The organism is Phyllobacterium sp. 21LDTY02-6, from assembly GCF_023554255.2.
GTDB lineage: Bacteria > Pseudomonadota > Alphaproteobacteria > Rhizobiales > Rhizobiaceae > Phyllobacterium.
In genome coordinates, this window is the sequence record NZ_JAMJWD020000003.1 from 200065 (window position 1) to 219888 (window position 19824).

At 61.3% G+C, this 19824-nt stretch carries 16 protein-coding genes; 11 read left to right on the plus strand and 5 right to left on the minus strand.

Annotated features, from left to right (window positions below):
* The first annotated feature begins 20 nt into the window (after positions 1 to 20).
* The 11 genes from M8997_RS12415 to efeO (M8997_RS12465) all read left to right on the plus strand — a co-directional run bounded on the left by M8997_RS12415 (position 21) and on the right by efeO (M8997_RS12465) (position 15281).
* Entirely contained in the window at positions 21 to 1205 is a 1185-nt protein-coding gene (locus M8997_RS12415) for a polysaccharide pyruvyl transferase family protein (protein ID WP_250017567.1), read from the plus strand.
* Positions 1206 to 1277: 72 nt separating this feature from the next.
* Entirely contained in the window at positions 1278 to 2291 is a 1014-nt protein-coding gene (gene galE, locus M8997_RS12420; RefSeq protein WP_250017565.1) for a UDP-glucose 4-epimerase GalE, read from the plus strand.
* Between the two features lie 284 nt (positions 2292 to 2575).
* Positions 2576 to 4102 (plus strand): DUF6212 domain-containing protein, encoded by a 1527-nt coding sequence (locus tag M8997_RS12425; RefSeq protein WP_250017563.1) that lies wholly within the window; start codon positions 2576 to 2578, stop codon positions 4100 to 4102.
* Positions 4103 to 4106: 4 nt separating this feature from the next.
* On the plus strand, positions 4107 to 6962 hold the full coding sequence (locus tag M8997_RS12430) for a glycosyltransferase (protein WP_250017561.1): 2856 nt from the start codon (positions 4107 to 4109) through the stop codon (positions 6960 to 6962).
* Positions 6963 to 6964: 2 nt separating this feature from the next.
* A complete protein-coding gene (locus M8997_RS12435; protein WP_250017559.1) occupies positions 6965 to 8308 on the plus strand; it encodes a polysaccharide pyruvyl transferase family protein in 1344 nt (447 codons plus the stop codon).
* Positions 8305 to 9144 carry a family 16 glycosylhydrolase gene (locus tag M8997_RS12440; RefSeq protein WP_250017557.1) on the plus strand — a complete coding sequence of 280 codons (840 nt, stop codon included), beginning with the start codon at positions 8305 to 8307 and terminating at the stop codon, positions 9142 to 9144. The genes M8997_RS12435 and M8997_RS12440 overlap by 4 nt, the downstream gene beginning before the upstream one ends.
* Complete coding sequence (locus tag M8997_RS12445) at positions 9141 to 10886, plus strand: tetratricopeptide repeat protein (protein WP_250017547.1); 1746 nt, start codon at positions 9141 to 9143, stop codon at positions 10884 to 10886. Before M8997_RS12440 ends, M8997_RS12445 begins: the two co-directional genes overlap by 4 nt.
* A gap of 220 nt (positions 10887 to 11106) precedes the next feature.
* Positions 11107 to 11949, plus strand: coding sequence for an iron uptake transporter permease EfeU (efeU, locus tag M8997_RS12450; protein WP_250017544.1), 843 nt, complete (start codon positions 11107 to 11109; stop codon positions 11947 to 11949).
* A 12-nt stretch (positions 11950 to 11961) separates the two neighbouring features.
* Complete coding sequence (efeO, locus tag M8997_RS12455) at positions 11962 to 13143, plus strand: iron uptake system protein EfeO (protein ID WP_250017542.1); 1182 nt, start codon at positions 11962 to 11964, stop codon at positions 13141 to 13143.
* Entirely contained in the window at positions 13143 to 14444 is a 1302-nt protein-coding gene (gene efeB, locus M8997_RS12460) for an iron uptake transporter deferrochelatase/peroxidase subunit (RefSeq protein WP_250017540.1), read from the plus strand. Before efeO (M8997_RS12455) ends, efeB begins: the two co-directional genes overlap by 1 nt.
* 9 nt (positions 14445 to 14453) lie before the next feature.
* Entirely contained in the window at positions 14454 to 15281 is an 828-nt protein-coding gene (gene efeO, locus M8997_RS12465) for an iron uptake system protein EfeO (protein ID WP_250017538.1), read from the plus strand.
* A gap of 113 nt (positions 15282 to 15394) precedes the next feature.
* Here efeO (M8997_RS12465) and M8997_RS12470 read toward each other — a convergent pair whose 3' ends face one another.
* The 5 genes from M8997_RS12470 to M8997_RS12490 all read right to left on the minus strand — a co-directional run bounded on the left by M8997_RS12470 (position 15395) and on the right by M8997_RS12490 (position 19724).
* On the minus strand, positions 15395 to 15553 hold the full coding sequence (locus M8997_RS12470; protein WP_250017535.1) for a hypothetical protein: 159 nt from the start codon (positions 15551 to 15553) through the stop codon (positions 15395 to 15397).
* Between the two features lie 127 nt (positions 15554 to 15680).
* A complete protein-coding gene (locus M8997_RS12475; RefSeq protein WP_250017533.1) occupies positions 15681 to 16412 on the minus strand; it encodes a S9 family peptidase in 732 nt (243 codons plus the stop codon).
* Positions 16393 to 17499 carry a DUF3182 family protein gene (locus M8997_RS12480; protein WP_250017531.1) on the minus strand — a complete coding sequence of 369 codons (1107 nt, stop codon included), beginning with the start codon at positions 17497 to 17499 and terminating at the stop codon, positions 16393 to 16395. Before M8997_RS12480 ends, M8997_RS12475 begins: the two co-directional genes overlap by 20 nt.
* Positions 17500 to 18078: 579 nt before the next feature.
* Positions 18079 to 19080 carry an inorganic phosphate transporter gene (locus tag M8997_RS12485; protein WP_250017529.1) on the minus strand — a complete coding sequence of 334 codons (1002 nt, stop codon included), beginning with the start codon at positions 19078 to 19080 and terminating at the stop codon, positions 18079 to 18081.
* The gene (locus M8997_RS12490; protein WP_250017527.1) at positions 19080 to 19724 is read right to left on the minus strand and encodes a DUF47 domain-containing protein; all 645 of its coding nucleotides are present in this window, start codon (positions 19722 to 19724) and stop codon (positions 19080 to 19082) included. The genes M8997_RS12485 and M8997_RS12490 overlap by 1 nt, the downstream gene beginning before the upstream one ends.
* Positions 19725 to 19824: the final 100 nt, after the last annotated feature.

Below are 19824 nucleotides of genomic sequence, written 5' to 3' on the forward strand. Positions count from 1 at the left end.
ACCGTCAGAAGGGATAATCAATGGCGCGCGTCCTCGTAATGAGCCCATCCGGAGAGATCTACGACCATGACAGCGTCCGATGGTATCAGTACAGCGATATCCAGCGTCATATCGATCATTACCATAATATCGGCGACGCTTTCGTCTTCGATTCCTCCCTGAAGCTCATGAACTTCGAACACCTGGGCGAACTGCCGCTCGGCGAGCCCGATTTCGACCGGATCGACCGCCTGCGCGACGAATTCGACTATGTCGTCCTGCGCGGGTCGAACTATATCCATCAGCACATGGGCTGGCCGCACGCCATCGACGTGCTGAAGCGCCTGAAACTGCCGGTCATAGCCTGGGGCATCGGCGCGCAGGCCCCGGTGGAAGGCGAACTCCAGTTGCCCGAAGACCTGAAGACGCTTCTGCGGATCATAGCGGATTCGACCGCCTCGATCGGCGTCAGGGGCGCCTATTCGGCGCAGGTTCTCAAGGATATCGGCATCGACAATGTCCGCATCGTCGGCTGCCCGACGGCATTCCGGCGCAACGATCCCGACCTCAAGGTGAACCTGCCCTCCTTCGACCAGGTTCGAAATGTCGGCGTAACCATCCGCCGCGAGGTTTCCCCCACCTATGCGCGCAATATCCAGCGCTATCTGACGTTCCACCGCGATCTGGTGAAACGGATGGCGCAATATTTCGACGCAACCCTGATGGCTCAGGGCGAAGTCGAGGAAAAGAAGATCGTCTTCGGCACTCCGGAGCAGAAGGAGGAGGCCATTGCGGCGCTGAAAGCCAATCAATGGGCCGCCGACTGGTATTTCGACGACGAGATCGAAGCGCTCTACCGGTCCCGCCTGTTCTATTCCGATGTGGTGGCCGATTATGAAGAGCTTGCCCGCAAACAGGATCTTGTCCTCGGCTACCGTCTCCATGGCAATCTGATGGCGTTGGCGAACGGCGTTCCGTCGATCTACTTCACCTATGACAGCCGGACGACGGAATTTGCCGAGACCTATCAGATACCGCGTTTCGACGTCTTCAGCGGCGGTACCTTCCGGCTGGAAGACTATTGGGACCAGTCGCTTTTCGACCGCTACAATCGCGCCTGGCACAAGACCTATGGCGAAATGTACGCGTTCCTCACGGAAAACAATGTCGATCACAAGATGAAGGAGACCGGCAGCAACGGCGCCGCCGTTCGGCAGGTTGCCTGAGCCTGTCTAAATCGAATTCCGCAATTGGCAAACAATCATATCTGACAACAATCGCTATCCCAGGAGTGATCAATGACCGTTCTCGTTACAGGTGGTGCAGGGTACATAGGCAGTCACATGGTGCTGGCGTTGAAGGACGCCAGCCGCCCCGTCGTGGTGCTCGATGATCTGAGCTGTGGCTTCGAATGGCTGGTGCCGGAAGGCGTGCCGTTCATCAAGGGCGATGTCGGCGACGAGGCGCTGGTCGCCGGAATCATCCGCGAGCATGGCATCACGGCCATTCTCCACTTCGCCGGTTCGATCGTCGTTCCGGATTCGGTCCGCGATCCGCTGTTCTACTACCGCAACAACACGGTCCAGTCGCGTGGCCTGATCGAAACCGCGATCGCCAATGGCATCCGCAATTTCATCTTCTCGTCCACTGCCGCGGTCTATGGCGAACCGGAACGCACGCCCATCACCGAGGACATGCCGCATCAGCCGATTTCCCCCTATGGCACATCGAAACTGATGACGGAATGGATGCTGCGGGATGCCGCCGTCGCCCATCCGGAGTTCAATTATGTTGCACTGCGGTATTTCAACGTCGCGGGCGCCGATCCGCAGCTGCGATCCGGCCAGTCTTTCCCGCGCGCGACGCACCTCATCAAGATCGCCAGCCAGGCGGCAACGGGCGAAAGACCGCATATGGAAGTCTACGGCACCGATTATCCGACGGCCGACGGCACCTGCATCCGCGACTATATTCATGTGAGCGACCTGGCCGAGGCGCATCTGTGCGCACTGCGTTATCTCGAAGCCGGCGGCAAGAGCACGGCCGCCAATTGCGGCTATGGCTACGGATATTCCGTTCTTGAGATCATCGATGCCGTGAAACGGGTATCGGGGACGGATTTCACCGTGAAGCTCGCACCGCGGCGCGCCGGCGATCCTGCTGTTCTCGTTGCCGGAAACGAACGTGTCCGCAATGAATTCGGCTTCGTGCCGCGGCGCGCCGACCTCGATCTGATCGTCGGCGATGCGCTCGCATGGGAGCGCCAGTTGCAGACCGTGCGCGAGAAAGAAGCGCAGCTTGAGGCGGTTTAACCAGGAGTTTCAGCTGGATAGGGGAAGCCCGGATTTGGCCGGTGATCGATCATCGGCCAGCTTCTGGCGCGCGTAAAATACTTCAAATATCAAAGTATTTTACGCGTATAATATTCCCAAGTTGAACCCATAATGTATCTACATTCCTATTAGTCTAATGAGAAAGCGAGGAAATAATTTTATTGTTGCGCTGCAATAGAAATATGTGACAAATTTCATGAAGTTGCCATTTTAGATGCATAGAACCCCATTAATACCTTAGCATTCGATCAAGGGTCCAGGATATGACGCTACAGACTTCGTACAAGCTCGCGCCAGCTACGAAATCTTCCAAGAATATTGACCTGCTCAAGGAGCCGATCCTGTTGCGGATCGGCATCGAGCACGACGATCTGCCGTCGGGCCTCTCCAATGCCGTCACGGTTTTTGGTTTTGAGGGCGTCAAGGATGAATGTGCTGTCCTCTCGGACGGCCGGGGCAGCAAGACGGAGGCTTTCGAAGCGCCGCTCTGTATCCTCGCGGTCTTGATCAATCCGAGCCATCGCGGACGTGAACAGCGCCTGCTCGACTGGTTGCAAAGCCGTGGGATCGTCGATGAGCCGCTCATCCTCGAATGGCGCCAGGGCAGCGAAATCGAAACTGCCGGACTGCTCATCCGCAAGCTTGCCTCGATGCTCGTCGCCGATGCCCGGCGTATCGCCAAGTCCAATCGCGAGCTCCTCTCCCTGAGGACGCTCAACGACAATCTGCAGAACCGCTTTGCGGCGGTCGAAAGCTTCGTCGATCGCAAGGGCATGCAGCCCTTCGAGCTGGCCTTTTCCAACGATCCGGTGCGCAGTTCCTCGCGCACCAACGTCCTGGCCGACGCCTCCTACGAGGGCGTTTCGCAGATCCTGCCGGTCGCCAGTTCGGGCGTCAGCGCCATCGCCATCCATTTCGACCGGGTTCCAAGCCGTGACGAGGCGACCCTGATCGCCGAGCTTGTGACGCTTGAAGACATGAGCATGGTGGAGAGCTGGTCCATCCCCGTCTCCAAGCTGAAGCAGGGCTGGAACTATCTCGGCCTGACGCGCACGCTTGCCGGCCTGCGGCGCACGCTCAGCCTGCGCATCCAGATCGAGGGTGCGGATGACGAACTGCCCATCCTGTCGCTGGGCGGTTTGCAGCCGCTTGAAATGTTCCAGGTAAGGGATGCCGGCAATGATGTGCCGATCCTGAAGAACAGCATTGCGCTGCAGGTCTGGTGCGGCATGCCGGGCGTCGTCCTGCCGAACTGGGCGAACTATCTTCCGGCGCAATCGGACAAGGTGCGCGAGGGTGGTTTCCGTGAATTTCCGGTCCAGCCAAGCATTCTCGACCTCGCGACACTCGCCAATACGGATGAAATCTCGTTCGAATTCGCGGCCATATTGCCGCTGCCCGACGAGAAGGCCGTGGGTTGCCATCCGCCGTCAATCGGCGTGACGATCGGCCAGATTCCGGGCGCCTGCCCGCCCAAGATCCTGCGCATTTCATCCGATGCGGTCGTCGACAACGAAGAATCGCAGGATGTCGAATTCGCGATGGTCATCGCCGCCAGTCTCGAAAGCGCTCGTGAACTCTTCGCGGAAGATCGCGAAGCCGCGATCGGCGAAGGATTCTCCGGTTGGATCAATGTCAGCCCGAAGGAGCCCGGGCGCGTCAGCACCTTCATCAACGAGCAGATCGGCGTCTGGCAGAACATCTATTTCGCAACGCGGATGAAGAATCCCGGCGACAACAATTTCGCATGGGCGAAATTCCGCAACATCAGCCTCATGGTTAATGGATAACTTCATGCTGGACCAGATAAGCCGCTTGCGCGATCAGAACGCCACGCAAACCCAAGAGGGCGATGCGGAGGGGCCATTTCGCCCAAGAATCGCTGTCATCATTCCGGTTTTCAAGCATTCGGTTCTTCTGGCGGAAGCAATCGAATCCGCTTTGGCCCAGCAGGCGCCCTATGACATTGCGATCCTCATCGTCGATGATGGCTGCCCATTCCCCGAAACGGCGGAAGTCGGCCGCACCTACGCGCTCGCGCATGACAATGTGTTCTATCTGCGCAAGGCCAATGGCGGCCTGAGCTCGGCGCGAAACTACGGGATCGAATTCGCCCTGCGCAACTTCGATGAACTCGAAGCGGTATATTTCCTCGACGCCGACAATCGCATAACGCCTACCGCGCTTCGCGACATCCTTGCCTACATGAAGTCCAACGACAAGGTCGACTGGATATACCCCAATATCGACAAGTTCGGCATCGAGTGGAATGGCAATTATACAACCCAATACTCGCGGTTGCTGCATCTAACCTTCGACAATATTTGCGAGGCCGGCAGCCTGGTATCGAGAAGGATGCTCGACGCCGGAATACGCTTCGACGAAGCCATGAAGTCCGGCTTCGAGGATTGGGACTTCTGGCTGCAGGCCATCGGGCGCGGCTTTCTCGGCGCCAATTATCCGTTTTTCGGCTTTGAATACCGGCAGCGCGCCGAGAGCATGCTGCGCGATTCAAACCGTACGCGCGAGGGCATCCTCACTTACATCCGCCAGAAGCACAAGAAGCTGTTCGCGGCGGAAACCCTGCTCGAATGGGAACATAGCGAAGCGCCGCGCTATGCCGCGATAGGCATGGGCGCCTATGCGGTGGACATGTTCACCGACCCGGCTTCGCCTTACGACAAGTGCAGCCTTGAAGATTTCGTGACGCGGTTCTGGGCCGCGAAGGCCGAGCCAGAGACGTTCGGCGTGCCGCCCTTCATGTTGTGGATGACGGCGGCGCACCGGGAAGCACTGACGCGCCTCGGCCTCATACACAATCTGCTGTGGATCGGCGAGCGGCTGGCGCAGAAGCATCACTTCATCGCCATACGGTTCGAGCGCAGCAATGCCAAGGTCGGCATCGATATCCGCAACATCGGCGAGAACGAACCGCTGGCGGACAAGCCGTTCGGCTGGATGTGCACGTTCGACATATTCTCCACATGCGCGGACGATACGTCCGATGACTGGGCGCGATCGTTGAACAAGCCGGTTCCGGCCCCGAATGTCGTCGAGATCGTCATCAGCGCACCCTTCACCGCGCGCGAGATGCAGAGCACGGCACTCTCCTCGACCAATGCGCTGCTTGCGACGCTCGGCGCCCTGCGCGATTCCGGCTACCGGTCGCGGCCGAAGGATCGCTGGCTGTGGCGCTCGGTCTATTTTCCCAATCGCAGCCGTTATTTCGAATTGCTGCGCCATGCGGTCGGCGCAAAGCCGGTAATGCCGCGCCTGCCGCAGCCGGCCAATCCCATCCGCGTCGGTTTCCTGCTGCCCATCGCCAGCTTCGGCGGCGTCGAAAAGGTGGCCTATGCCGCGGCGCAGGCGCTCAAGAGCGCCGGCTGCGAAGTCCATCTCTATATTTTCGGCAAGGCCGTCTACAACCGCATTCCCGAGAATGACGGCGTGTTCAAGACAATCAATTTCCTCGCCGACGATTATCCGCTCTGGGGCGGCCCCAATCAGTTTGCCGGGCACGATATATTGATGGGGCATGACGAGGCCGCCAAGGCCGAGCAGATCATGGGCTTCCTGTCGGGCCTCGACGTCGTGATCAACAATCAGGTGGCACCGGTCAATGCGCTATTGGGCGACCTGCGCCGGCGCGGCGTCAAGGTCGTCAACTATGTGCATGTGCTCGACAAGTCGAAGATGGGCCGCGACGCCGGCCACCCCTATCTGACGCTCGCCTTCGAACATGTCTACGACACGATCCTCACCTGTTCGATGGACATGGTGGAATGGCTGCATGGCATGGGCGTTCCGCACCAGAAGCTCATGCATATCCAGAATGCCGCAAGCTATGCGCTTGCGCCAAAGGAGCGCGAGACGCTGCTGGCGGCGCGCAAGAGCCGTCCGGCCAAGGGCAGGCTCAACGTGCTGTTCCTCGGCCGTCTCGACGCGCAGAAAGGCATCGAGCGTCTTTATGCGGCGGTGCGCGATCTGAACGAAGCCTCGGCGCCGGTCGACTGGAAGATCATCGGCAGCGACGTGATGGATGCGGGTGCCGGAGGATCGTGGAAAGAGCGGTTCGCCGAGATCGGCGTCCAGGTCGAGCCGCCGGTATTTTCGAGCCGTCACCTCAACCGCGCCTTTGCATGGGCGGATGTCGTCGTCCTGCCGTCGCGCTGGGAAGGCGCGCCGCTGACCATCATCGAGGCCCAGCGTCTCGGCTGCGTTCCGATAGCGACTGCCGTCGGCGCGGTGGAAGAGTTGATCGACCATGGCGTCGATGGCCTGTTGATCCACTCCACCGACGATACCGTCATCAGCCGCGAACTCGCCGCCGCCATCGCGGCGCTTGCCGAGGATACCGAAGCCCTCGGCAGGCTTTCCGAAGCGGCAGCGCAGCGCGGCGGTGCGCTTGCCTGGGAGTTGAGCGTCGAACCCTTTGTCAAGCAGTTGAAGGCCTGGTTCGCGGATCGTTTCGTTTCCGCGCCGGAACCGGAATTGAAGGTGGTGGAGCACGCGCCGCCAGCTTCGTCGCCGCGCCCCTCCACCTTCCCGCGCAATCAGCGTGACGAAACCCAACGCGATGAAATTACCGAAATCAGGCCGCGGCAGATCGCTGCTGCCGGGTCAGCCAATATGAATAATCTGAGGAACTAGTGATGAAGAAACTTTTCGTTCTCAATGGCGGTGCAGCAGTTAAGCCCGGCAACAAGGCCGCTTATCTGAAATTTGAAGACCCGCTCGCAGCCTTCAACAAGGGCGGCATCAACACGGGCGACGTTCTCGTCTATGACGCCACGCTCAAGGCGCTTGCCTATGACGAAATCCGCAACGTGCAGTTCTCGCATGCGGGCAATGAGAAGCTGTGGCCGCAAGATGGCAGCTACGACGCCACTGTTGTGCGCGGCTCCAACTACCTGACCGAAACGGTGGATCTCGGCCATGTGGTCCCGCTGCTGAAGAAGCTGAAGGGTCCGGTCGTCGCTATCGGCGTCGGCGCCCAGGCAGGCAAGTACAAGAAGCTCGAAGTGCCGAAAGGCACCGTGGAAGCGTGGAAGATCATCGCCGACAAGTGCGAGACGATCGGCGTGCGCGGTTTCTACAGCGCCGAAATCTTCAACGATCTCGGCATCAAGAACGTGCGTGTCATCGGCTGCCCGAGCTTCTATCGTTCGCTGAAGCCCTCGATCACGATCAAGCCGATCGACCCGGCCCAGGCTCGTATCGGCCTGACGCTGAACAAATATCTCTCGGCCGACTATGCCAGCAATGCGACGAAGACCAACCGCATGCAGCGCGCCCTGATCGACGCCGTCGCCAAGCGGCCATCGAGCAAGCTCTATTCGCAGGGCGAGCGCGAGGAAACACTCGCCATCTTCTCCAGCGACAAGGAGAAGCAGGACAACATCAAGGCGATCCTGACCAAGTTCAATCTGCTCGGCCATGCCGAAGCGGAAGAGATGCTGAACAACCGGATGAGCGCCTTCTTCGACATCGACGAATGGGCTGCCGATGCCGCGGCCAATGTGGATGTGATGGTGGGCTTCCGCCTGCATGGCAACGTCATCGCGCTGCATCAAGGCATTCCGGCGATCTTCTTCACCTATGATTCCCGCATCCGCGAATTGTCTTCGCTCTTCGCAATTCCTTCCGTCGAGATCGAGGATTATCTGCCGATCAACCTCGAAAAACTGCTCGAGCGCGCGGATTTCACCAAGGTTCAGCACATTTATCGCCAGAACTTCGCGGAATATCATCGCTTCCTCACCGAGAACAAGCTGAACCACGTGCTGCCGAAGCCCGTGGCTACGCCGGCCGACAAGCCGCTTTCGGTGCCCAATCTCGTTCAGGTGCCGCACAACATCCACGAAGCGGTGTCCTGGTTCCGCAGCGAGATCGACTTCATGACCGGTGAAGTGGAAGTCCTGCGCAACCGCGCCTGGAACCTCGAAACGACCTTGCGCAGCCTCAAGGAGGCGCAGCAGAACAAGGTTGCCGTATGAGGCAGGGCCGCAGCGAGCTCAGCCGGCGCTCCTTCCTCGGCCTGGCAGGGTTCGGGATCGCGTCGGCCGGGCTGCTTGCCCGGCCCAGCCTCGCCCGCGCCCTCTGTACGGACGTCCCCACAGTCCTGCAGGGGGTGCCGGGCCACTGGCAGATATCCTTCAATGACAGTTTCAACGACAATGCCGGCTTCGACGAGCGCTGGATCAAGGTGACCGACAGTGGCGGCGAGACGAAATCCGTCCGCAAGCCCGCAAACGTCGCCCTGTCGAGTTCCGGCCTTTCCCTGAAGCTTGGCCGCAACGACAATGACAAGCAGGGCAAGCGGCCCTTTACCGGCGGCTATGTGCGCACGCGGGACTTCCGCCAATGCTATGGCTATTTCGAATGCGACATGCGCATTGCCAATGAGCCGGGCGTGAACAATGCGTTCTGGCTGACTTCCGTGCCGGAGAGCGAGGGCGACAAACGCTTCGAGCTCGATGTCGTGGAGGCGAAATATCCAAGCGTGGTGCAGGTGACGGCGCGGCAGTGGCTACCGATCAAGAAGGTGCTGTCGACGAAGTTCCGGCCGCGGCGCAAGCTGGCCGACGACTTCCACCGCTATGCGATGCTGTGGAGCGAGGACCAGTTCCAGTTCTTCTTCGACGACCGGAAGATATTCGAAGCGCCCAACGACTTCGCCCATACTCCCGCCCAACTTCTGTTCAGCAATGCAGTTGCCTCTTTCGCAGGCAAGGATGACGGGGACGTAAACGGCGCGGCTACCTCAATTCGTAGTATCCGCGTCTTTCAGAATACCGAATGGCAGCAATCGCCAGTTTGGAGATGTTCATGACCGATGATTTCACCTCAACCTCGCGGGCCGACAAGAGCAAGAAATACCTGCTCGGCAAGGACGGCTGGATTTTCCTCGACCACGATTCCAATCGGGTGATCGACCAGATCACCGGCCGTCACAGCCTGGACGCCCAGGGCGTCGAGGCATGGCGCAACCTGATTGCCGAGCGTGACGCCTATGTGGAGGCGCTTGGCGCCCAGCATCTGGTTTTCGTCGCCCCCAACAAGGAGCTCGTCTATGACGAGCAATTGCCGGACTGGGTGGAGCTTTCGGAAAAGCGGCCCATCAACCAGATCCTGCGTGCGCTCACCCCGCAGCGCGCGTCGCGCATCATCTATCCGCTCGAGGCGCTCAAGGCGGCGAAGGCCGGCGGTCTCACCTACCCCAAGACCGATACGCATTGGAGCGGCTATGGCGCCTATGTCGGCTACCAGGCCATCTGCGAGGGGCTTTCGCGCGCCGGCATCGAGCCGCTGCGGCTGGAGAATTCGCGCGTATCCTTCGAGGAAGTGCCCTATGTCGGCGATCTCGGCGTCAAGTTCGAGCCTCCGGTGTCGGCTCCGACCCTGTCGGCACGCATCGCCAATCCTGCCGGCAAGATGGAATTCGACAATCGCATTCCCAATCGCGGCCGTATCCGCGTGTTCGTCAACAAGGACAGCACCCTGCCGCGCTGCGTCATGTTCGGCGATTCCTTCGGCGGCAACCTGCTTCCCTACCTCAAGGAAAGCTTCAGCACGCTCGTCTACATCTACGGCAAATCCTTCGACCGGGAGCTCATCGAGGCATACCGGCCCGATGTGGTCCTGTCCGAATTCGTCGAGCGCTTCCTCATCGAGCCACCCGTGGACACGCCCTATTTCACCTATGCGTCGGTGGTCCGCGGCAAGCTGCGGCTTTTGTCCAAGGACGACCTTGCCGCGGCCTCGCAGCAGACCGTCGCTGCCGAAAAGCGCATATTGCCGGTGCGCCCGATCTATGAGGCGCTGCTCAGCGCCCATATGGGCAAGTCCGTCAGCGCCGAGCTGCTCGCCGAGCTGAAACGCGTTCATCCGGCCAATCCCGAGGCGCAGCACCTGATTTCCGTCGAACTGTCGCGTCTCGGCGAAAATCTGGACGAGGCGAAGGTGTTTGCCGAGAAAGCCGTCGCCGCGCAGCCCTGGAACGCCCGGGCGCGTCATCAGCTCGCTCTTACCTTCATGCGCCTCGAACAGCCTGAAAAGGCGGAGGCGCAGCTGCGCAAGGCGATCGAGCTCGACAGCAGCGTCGACTGGTGGAGCTACCAGCTGGCGCAGGTGCTGTTCCGGCAGCAGAATTACGGACCATGCGTCGATATCCTGCGTGAATACATCGCCAGGCGGCCCGACTCGGCCGATGCCTGGCAATTGCTCGGACGCTGCCACGAAGCGCTGGACGCCACGGAGGATGCCGCCGAGGCATTCGCCCGCGCTTCAGATGCCAAGCCGGAATGGACCTGGCCCTTGCTGAAACTCGCCAATCTGCGGGTGCGGACCAAGACACGGCCGGAACAGGGCATCCTCGCCACCGATCGCCTGCTGGAAAGCCTGTTCCAGGCGCGCCAGCGCGCCGAAATCTACCTGTTGCGTTCGCAGCTCTATGAGATCGGCGGCGATCGCGACAAGGCGGCGGAGGCCGCGCTTCGCGGAACCGAGCTCGCCCCCGATTGGGACTGGGCGAACTCGACCCTGCAGCGGCTGCAGGTGGCGCGCACGGGTTGACCGCGCCGCCATCGCGCGGGCGGTTTCCTGCCGCCCGCCGCGGATCTGCCGACAATAAATCATGACTATTGCCGTCAACATGCGGAAAACACTGCGAAAAATGCTGGCATTGTGAATTAGAATTCTTCTAATATATTGTTATTGCTTCGTTTTCTCTGAACAGCTATGAGTTCTGCGGCGCGGCCCGGCATTGCGGGTATTTTGAGCGCCGGAGATACTAATGTTGGTTCCGTTTTTAATCATGCTTCGTGAAGGCATCGAAGCTGCCCTGATAGTGGGCATCGTTGCGACCTATCTGAAACAGACGGGACGCGGCGCATGGCTACCCGCCATCTGGGTCGGAATTCTTCTGGCGGTCGCGCTGTCCCTGTTCACCGGCGCTGCCTTGCAGCTCGCCAGCGCTCAATTCCCCCAGAAGGCACAGGAACTTTTCGAGGCGATCATCGGCATCGTCGCCGTCATCATACTCTGCTCCATGGTGTTCTGGATGCGGAAGGCGGCGCGCTCGATCAGGCACGAACTCCACGCTTCGATCGATTCGGCGCTTGGCCATTCGAAGGGCGGCGCAACGGCCCTGATCGGCATGGTGTTCTTCGCCGTGGCGCGGGAAGGACTCGAATCCGTGTTCTTCCTGCTGGCGATCTTTCAGCAGAGCACCAGCGGCCATGCCCCGCTCGGCGCGCTGCTCGGCATTGTCGTCTCCGTCGTCATCGGCTACGGCATCTATGCGGGCGGCATCCGGCTCGATCTGCGCCGCTTCTTCTATTGGACCGGCATTTTCATCCTCGTCGTCGCCGCCGGCATCCTGGCGGGCGCCATCCGCCAATTGCACGAGGCAGGCGTCTGGAACGGGCTTCAGACGGTGATCTTCGACCTGAGCAACGTGCTTCCGGCCGGTGGTCCGTTGGGCACCGTTCTCTCCGGCATATTCGGATATAACGACACGCCGACGCTCGGAGAGGCGATCGGCTATGCCGGTTTCCTCGTCGTCAGCCTCTATCTGTTTCTTCGGCCTCCGAGTGCCGGCAAGCGTGTCGCACAGTCCCCAACCGCAACGAATTGACGAAAGCGCTCCATGCAACAGCAGCCCCCCTCGCCCGCCCCGTCATCGAAGCTGCTGCGTCTCGCGGTTGCCGGGGCCGCACTGCTGGTGGTTGCAGGCGGCGTCGCTTTCTACCTTGCCTCCGCGAAGCTTGCCGGGCAAAGCGCCGGCAATGCCATCCTTGTCACCATCAAGGATGGTGCGTGCACGCCCAATGACATTACCGTGCCTGCCGGGCGCTCGACCTTCAAGATCGTCAACGAATCCGACCGCGCGCTGGAATGGGAAATCCTCGATGGCGTCATGGTCGTCGAAGAGCGCGAGAACATCGTTCCGGGCTTCAGCCAGACGATGGAGGCCAAGCTGCGGGCCGGCGATTATGAGATCACCTGCGGCCTGTTGAGCAGCCCGCGCGGCAGCCTGCATGTGACGCCATCGGCCGAGTCCGATGCGGAGGCGGCGCGGCCGTCGGTTTCGGCCTTCATCGGTCCGCTGGCCGAACTCCAGGTATTCCTCGTCACCCAGGTGAACACGCTCGCCAAGGCGAGCAAGGCGCTGGACGAGGCCGTCAAGGCCGGCGATCTCGATGGCGCCAGAGCGGCCTACCAGGCGGCAAGGGTTCCCTACAAAGCGATCGAGCCGATGGCCGACATGTTCGCGGACCTGCACAATATGATCGATCCCGTTGCCGATTATCTTGAAAAACGCGAGGCCGATCCCGCTTTCACGGGCTTTCATCGCCTCGAATACGGGCTTTTTGCGCAGAACAGCACGGACGGGCTGGCGCCCGTCGCGGACAGGCTCGTCGCAGATATCGCCACCCTGAAGGACCGGCTGCGCGGCCTGCGCATACCGCCCGAACAGATCGCAAAAGGGTCGGCGCGCCTGATGCGGATGCTGGGCGAGAACCGCATTGCGAGCGGGCACGATCATTACTCGCAGACCGACCTTGCCGATTTCTCCGCCAATCTCGATGGCGTGACGCGAATGATGGCCTTGCTCCGGCCGGTCGCGATCGAAGCGAATGCCGCCGCCGTGGCGGATATCGAAAAGACCACGGCCGAGATGGCCGGCGCATTGGCGGCGCTGCGCGGCTCCGACGGCTTCCCGGCTTACGCGGCGGTGGCTGCGGACGACAGGCAGGCTCTCGCCGGCAAGGCGCGGGCGGTCGGCGATTCCATTGGCAAGCTGAATGCAGCATTGGGACTTGAGTGATGGCAAAGGACGGCGATAACTTCGCGACCACCCGACGCAAGGTTCTGTTCGGAGCCGGTGGCCTGCTGGCGACGGCCCAGCTTCCGGCAGCGCATGCCGTCGAAATCGGCAGGGAACAGGTGACCGACGCTCCGGTCAGCGACAAGACGCAGCAACGCCAGCCATTTCACGGCCTGCACCAGCCGGGAATAGTCACGCCGCGCCCGGCCGCCGGCATGGTGGCGGCGTTTCACGTCCTGGCGAAGTCGCCGACCGAGGTGGAGCGGCTGTTCAGGCTGCTGACGGAGCGGATAGCGTTCCTCATGCAGGGCGGCGCCCCGCCCCAGCTCGACGACAAGCTGCCACCGGCCGATTCCGGCCTGCTCGGCCCCGATATCCCGCCGGACAACCTCACCATGACGGTCTCGCTGGGTGCATCCTTCTTCGAACAGCGTTCCTGGCTTGCGGCGCACAGGCCGGTCCAACTGTCGCGCATGGCGGCATCGCCGAACGATGCGCTCGACGCCGATCTCTGCCATGGCGACCTGCTGCTGCAGATCAGCTCCAACACGCCCGATACCAATATCCACGCCTTGCGCGACATATTGAAGAACCTGCCCGACCTGATGGTCCTGCGGTGGAAACAGGAGGGCTCGGTGCCCGTCTTGCCGCCGAAGCCCGATGGCAGCCATGAAACAGCCCGGAACTTCCTCGGTTTCCGCGATGGCACCGCCAATCCCGATGCGAACGACAAGGCGCTGATGGACAGGATCGTCTGGGTCACCGCCGAGAGCGGCGAACCGCAATGGGCGGTCGCCGGCAGCTATCAGGTCGTGCGCATCATCCGCAATTTCGTCGAACGCTGGGACCGCACGCCGCTCGGCGAGCAGGAGCGCATAATCGGACGCAGGAAGGCCTCCGGCGCACCCTTCGGCGGCAAGGTGGAAGCGGATTTGCCCGACTATGCCGGCGATCCCGAGGGCACGATCACGCCGCTGGACGCCCATATCCGCCTGGCGAACAAGCGCAGCAAGGGCTCCGACGCAAACCTGATCCTGCGCCGTCCGTTCAACTATTCCAATGGCGTCAGCAAATCCGGCCAGCTCGAACAGGGCCTGCTGTTCATCTGCTACCAGGCCGATCTGGAAAAGGGGTTCATCACCGTCCAGAGGCAGCTCGATGGCGAACCCCTGGAAGAATACATCAAACCGATCGGCGGCGGGTTTTTCTATGCGCTGCCCGGCGCCCGGGACGAGAGAGATTTTCTCGGACGCACCCTTCTCGAAGCCGCTGGCCATCAAATGGCTGGCACCAGAACCTAAGGAACCACGATGAAACCAAGCAGAATCCTGTCGACCAGTCTTTTCGCATTTGCCGTTCTCGCCGGTTCTTCCGGTGCGAGGGCGGAAGTATCGCCGCTCGATCTGGTCGGCCCGATCGCAGATTACAAGATCTACGTGTCGGAAAATCTCGAGAAGCTCGTCGCCGATACCAGGCAGTTCACCGATGCAGTCAAGGCCGGCGACCTCGACAAGGCGAAATCGCTCTTCGGTTCGACGCGCATGAGCTATGAAGCCATCGAGCCCATCGCGGAACTGTTCAGCGATCTCGACGCATCGATCGACTCGCGCGCCGACGATCATGAAAAGGCGGAGAAAGACCCGGGCTTCACCGGTTTCCATCGCATCGAATATGGTCTTTTCGCCGAGAACAGCACCAAGGACCTGGCGCCGTTCGCCGACAAGCTCATGGCGGATGTCACCGACCTCAACAAGCGCATCACCGACCTGACGCTTCCGCCGGAAAAGGTCGTCGGCGGTGCGGCGGTGCTGATGGAAGAAGTTGCCGCCACCAAGATTTCCGGCGAGGAAGACCGCTACAGCCACACCGATCTTTGGGACTTCAAGGCCAATTTCGACGGCTCGCGCAAGATATTCGACCTCGTGCGTCCGCTGATCGAAAAGGACGAAGGTGATTTCATCACCAAGGTTTCGGCCAATTTCGACAAGGTCGACGAGACCCTCGGCAAGTACAAGACGGCGGAAGGCTATGAGCTTTACGACAAGCTCAGCGAGGACGATCGCGCCGTGCTCGCGGCGGCGGTAAATACCCTCGCCGAAGATCTCTCCACCCTGCGCGGCAAGCTCGGGCTGAACTAGGCCGGCGCCGCGACAATACCGGAGCCCGCTTCGATGAACTGACCCCCGAAAGTTGGACATCAACCTTCGGGGGTTTTGCATGTCCAAGTACAGCTTAGCGTTCAAGCAGTCCGTCAGGCCACGCGTTCGGCCGTTTCGGCGGGCACGGCCGGCGACGACAGTTTCTCCAGGTCCGGCGGCATGGCGGCCGTGAGAAAGAAGACGACGACCGCGACGAACACCGTGAGCACGAACAGCATCATGATGATTACAGCGCGTGGGAGGCGTCTCATGTCGTCGATCCCTGATGGTTTGTACCCTGATGGTTTGTGCCCTGGTGGCTTGTGACTGTCGGGGCGAACTCGAACCGTGGTTCACCAACCGGCAGTCGCCCCGATTGTTCCGCGGCGACTGGCGGCGCTACCGCCGCGCACCGAGGATCATCTCGCGGAACCATTCGAGCAGCAGCGAATCATAGGCCCGCTGGCCTTCCGGCTGGCTGAGGGCGTGGTCTGCACCCGAAATGATGCGCGCGGTGAGCGAGCGCGCATTGATGAAGGCGGCGCGATAGCTGGCTATCGCGGCATGGGGGACGATCTCGTCATGTTCCGACGAGACGATGAGCACATCGCCCTTGAACCTTCGGCTGACGGAAAGCGCGTTATTGTCTGCCGGCATGACGATGGTCGAGCGGTATTCGGCAAGGTCCGCCTTGTCGAGCGCATATTTCGGCACATCCCAATCCGCATCGCGGTACAATGCGGGCACGCGCAGCGCCAGCCAGCGCACCGGCCGCAGCGAGGTCAGGATGGTGGCGAGATAGCCGCCATAGCTGCTGCCGATCACCGCAATCGCATCCGGATCGATGTCGGGATGCGCCGCCAGCCTGTCATAGGCCGCCAAGGCATCGTTGAGATTGTCCCCGCGCGTGACGTAGCGCTGCTGCGATAGTGTCGCCGCATGACCGCGCATGTCGAATGTCAGGCAGACGCTGCCAAGCGCGGCGATGTCCTTGGCGCGCCGCAGATCGCGCTCCTGGCTTCCGGCCCATCCATGCAGAAACAGCACGCCGGGCATGCCCGTATCCGGAAACGCAAAGGTTCCCGATATGCGCTGGGCATCGACATCGATGTCAATCTTGCTGCTGTGCATGATATTTCACCTCCAGTTTTGCATATTTCGTGATCGGCCCTTCGACAGGATCGACGCCGCTGCAAAAGATGCGATGCGAGGGATCGCCTGTCCCGACAGCGCCGAACACCTCATGCGAGGACGCCCGCACGGCCACCACATCCGCTTCCCGCGCGAAGGTTTCCAGGGCCAGCATCTCGGCGGGCGTGGCGCCGCCGGTTCGCCAGGACTGCTCCAGCACGGCAACCCGTCTCCGCCCCCCGGCATCCTGCCCGACGATCACGTCGTAATTCCTGCGCGATGCCACGATGCCGAGAATATTGGCGGCGCAATCGTCATAAAACCGGGCCGCCGCGATGATTTCCCGCGAGAGGGCAGTCGTGGTCCGGCTGATCAGCGCATCCCAGTCCCCCTGGACGGCATAGAGCGTCGTGCCGCCATAGGTCTCCCGGCCGCGCTTGTCCCGGGTCGCCCGCTGCTTGCCGATATAGGTCAGCATCATCCCGTCCAGGATGATCTGGCCGACGCTGAACGTGCGCGCCTCGGCGAGGTTCTCCTCGAGCACGAAGCCTTCCTCGAACGCCTGTTCGGAGATTTCGCCGGCCCAGCTCGCGAGATCACGCGCCTCGGTGAACTCATACTGGCCCTTGCCGCCATCCGCCTGGCCGGCTTTCACGCGGATCGGGCCAAAACGCAGCAGCCGCTCGCCGGCGGCGACGAGGTCGGCGCGGCTGAACACGGCGAAGCCCCTGAGCGCCACGTCGCCGACCTTCTGCGGAAACACATGGCTCCAGCCGTCCGGACCGCTCGCGCCGAGCCCCAGAAGCGGATGGGTGATGATCTTGCTGGCCATGAATGTATGCGGCACCACGCCGCCGAAAAGGTCGGCCGGTGTCCAGCCCGGCCCGTCGCCCGGCAAGCTGTCGAGCGACAATGTCGATGCAGGCAGATAGTAGTTCCCGGCTCGGTCCGCCCAATGGTCGCCGGGTGGATCTTCGATCAGCGCGCAGCCTTTCAGCTTCGCAAGCCGTTTCCCGATACTGACAAGGGTCGCGTGCTTGTGCCAGGCTTGCCTGGGCTCTTCGAGCAGGATTACAGCGTGTTTCATCCCGTCCTCGCATTCCATTGCAATAGACTCAATGGGGACGCGGGTGCATTGTTCCCTCACGCGAAGCGAGGGGCCTGCCGTGGGAGTTTATTGCACCTCTCGGCCCACGCGGTGGGATAGATTTTCGGCCTCAAAAAATATTTCGCCCTGCAAGCCACTGATCTTGCTCTTTTTTCTTCCGGCAACCAAAATAAATTGCACAGACTTATCCCCCCTGTTTGAAACCGGGTTATTCTGTGCAGGTCCTTTCCAGTGGGGGAGCAGCTTCCGGTGCTGTTTCGATTGCTGGGAAAGGATGGCGTTGCCGGATGGTCGGAAGTGACAACCCCGATAATCCAGCAAACTGCAGATGGAAACGGAGGTGGCGCTTCGGTTTCCGGGTTGTTGCGTCTGACAAACGCAATGATAGCAGGCAAAGACGTCGCGGGCGGTCTTCGGACCTCGACCCTGATACCACTACGACGCGCTGAAGACCGCCCGTCTCCCCCATTTTCAATGACCAGACGCGATTTCGCGGGCGTGGTGCGGACTTCCTGCATTCAACTGTGCAGTCCCTCTTTGGAACGTTGCATCGGAAGCCTAGACCACACCGCCCAGCCAGTAGAAGCAGGCGGCGACGAGCGCTGCCGCCGGCATCGTCAGCACCCAGGCGACGACGATATTGCCGGCGAGTTGCCAACGGACGGCTGAAACGCGCCGCGCCGCGCCGACGCCGACAATGGCGCCCGTGATCGTGTGCGTGGTGGACACCGGAATGCCGAGCCATGTCGCGCCGAAAAGCGTGATGGCGCCGCCGGTTTCGGCGCAGAAGCCCTGCATCGGCTTGAGCCGCGTTATCCTCGAACCCATGGTGTGAACGATGCGCCAGCCGCCGAACAATGTCCCGAGCGCCATGGCCGACTGGCACGTTATCACCACCCAGAACGGCACGTGGAACTCGCCGCCGAGATGGCCCTCGGAGAACAGCAGCACGGCGATGATCCCCATCGTCTTCTGCGCATCATTGCCGCCATGGCCGAGCGAGTAGAGCGATGCCGAGACGAATTGCAGGCCGCGGAACGTGCGATCGACCGCGAACGGCGTCTGGCGTACGAACAGCCAGGAGACGAGCAGGACGAGCATCAGAGCCAGGAAGAAGCCGATGGCCGGCGACAGGAAGATGGCGCTGACGGTCTTCAGCAGGCCGGTCCAGACGATGGCGTCGAACCCGGTCCTGGCAAGGGCGGCGCCGACGAGCCCGCCGACGAGCGCATGGGAGGAGCTGGACGGAATGCCGAAGAACCAGGTGATGAGGTTCCACGAAATCGCTCCCATCAGGGCCGCGAAGATCAGCCGCGGCGTGACGCTTCCCGCATCGATGATGCCGGTGCCGAGCGTTTCGGCGACATGCAGGCCGAAGAACAGGAAGGCGATGAAATTGAAGAAGGCCGCCCAGGCCACCGCATAGTGCGGCCGCAGCACCCGTGTCGAGACGATGGTCGCGATGGAATTCGCCGCGTCGTGCAGCCCGTTCAGGAAGTCGAAGAACAGCGCGATGCCGACGAGGCCGATCAACAAAGGCAGGCTGAGGGCCGCGTCCATCAGATGTTCTCGATCACGATACCGCTGATCTCGTCCGCCACATCCTCGAAGCGATCGACGACCTTTTCGAGCTCGCCATAGATCTCGCTGCCGATGATGAAGGCCATGGCATCGGACTTGCCATGGCGCTGATAGAGATCCTTCAGGCCCGCATCGTAGAGATGGTCGGCCTTGTCCTCGAGGCTCACCACTTCCTCGGCAATGGCGCCGAGACGGGCGGCATTGGTGCCGACGCGGACGAGCAGCGGCACCGCCTCAGCGATCAGCCGCGCCGCGGCGGCGATCAGTTCGCCCATCGCCCGCATGCGCGGATCGAAGGACCTTTGCTCGTATAGCTGGATCGTCTTGACGGTCTTGTGCATCATGTCGATGGCGTCGTCCATCGACTGGATGAGGTCCTTGATGTCGCTGCGATCGAACGGCGTTATGAAGCTGCGGCGCACCGCCTGCAGCACCTGCCGCGTGATCTCGTCGGCTTCGTCCTCGAGTTCGACGATGCGCGCGCAATGGCCGTCGATATCGCCCTCGCCGGCGAGCAGGGCCTGCAGCGCGTCGGCCGCTTCCACGACCGTCTTCGAATGAAGTGCAAAAAGATCGAAGAACCGATCTTCCCGTGGCAGCAATGCGCGAAACCAGCCTAGCATGAGCGGCGCGTCTCCCTTTGGGCGCCCGGATCGGATCTGGCCCGGGTGGGCCCGGGCCCGTTTGACCTGGTCGTCTATCCGGCCGAGCGAGATTCCTTTA

Coding starts and splice junctions, on each gene's coding strand:
- M8997_RS12415 (WP_250017567.1), top strand. CDS start 21: ATGGCGCGCGTCCTCGTAATGAGCCCATCCGGAGAGATCTACGACCAT.
- M8997_RS12435 (WP_250017559.1), top strand. CDS start 6,965: ATGAAGAAACTTTTCGTTCTCAATGGCGGTGCAGCAGTTAAGCCCGGC.
- galE (WP_250017565.1), top strand. CDS start 1,278: ATGACCGTTCTCGTTACAGGTGGTGCAGGGTACATAGGCAGTCACATG.
- M8997_RS12480 (WP_250017531.1), bottom strand. CDS start 17,499: ATGAAACACGCTGTAATCCTGCTCGAAGAGCCCAGGCAAGCCTGGCAC.
- M8997_RS12430 (WP_250017561.1), top strand. CDS start 4,107: ATGCTGGACCAGATAAGCCGCTTGCGCGATCAGAACGCCACGCAAACC.
- efeB (WP_250017540.1), top strand. CDS start 13,143: ATGGCAAAGGACGGCGATAACTTCGCGACCACCCGACGCAAGGTTCTG.
- M8997_RS12425 (WP_250017563.1), top strand. CDS start 2,576: ATGACGCTACAGACTTCGTACAAGCTCGCGCCAGCTACGAAATCTTCC.
- efeO (WP_250017538.1), top strand. CDS start 14,454: ATGAAACCAAGCAGAATCCTGTCGACCAGTCTTTTCGCATTTGCCGTT.
- M8997_RS12470 (WP_250017535.1), bottom strand. CDS start 15,553: ATGAGACGCCTCCCACGCGCTGTAATCATCATGATGCTGTTCGTGCTC.
- M8997_RS12440 (WP_250017557.1), top strand. CDS start 8,305: ATGAGGCAGGGCCGCAGCGAGCTCAGCCGGCGCTCCTTCCTCGGCCTG.
- M8997_RS12485 (WP_250017529.1), bottom strand. CDS start 19,080: ATGGACGCGGCCCTCAGCCTGCCTTTGTTGATCGGCCTCGTCGGCATC.
- efeU (WP_250017544.1), top strand. CDS start 11,107: ATGTTGGTTCCGTTTTTAATCATGCTTCGTGAAGGCATCGAAGCTGCC.
- M8997_RS12445 (WP_250017547.1), top strand. CDS start 9,141: ATGACCGATGATTTCACCTCAACCTCGCGGGCCGACAAGAGCAAGAAA.
- efeO (WP_250017542.1), top strand. CDS start 11,962: ATGCAACAGCAGCCCCCCTCGCCCGCCCCGTCATCGAAGCTGCTGCGT.
- M8997_RS12490 (WP_250017527.1), bottom strand. CDS start 19,724: ATGCTAGGCTGGTTTCGCGCATTGCTGCCACGGGAAGATCGGTTCTTC.
- M8997_RS12475 (WP_250017533.1), bottom strand. CDS start 16,412: ATGCACAGCAGCAAGATTGACATCGATGTCGATGCCCAGCGCATATCG.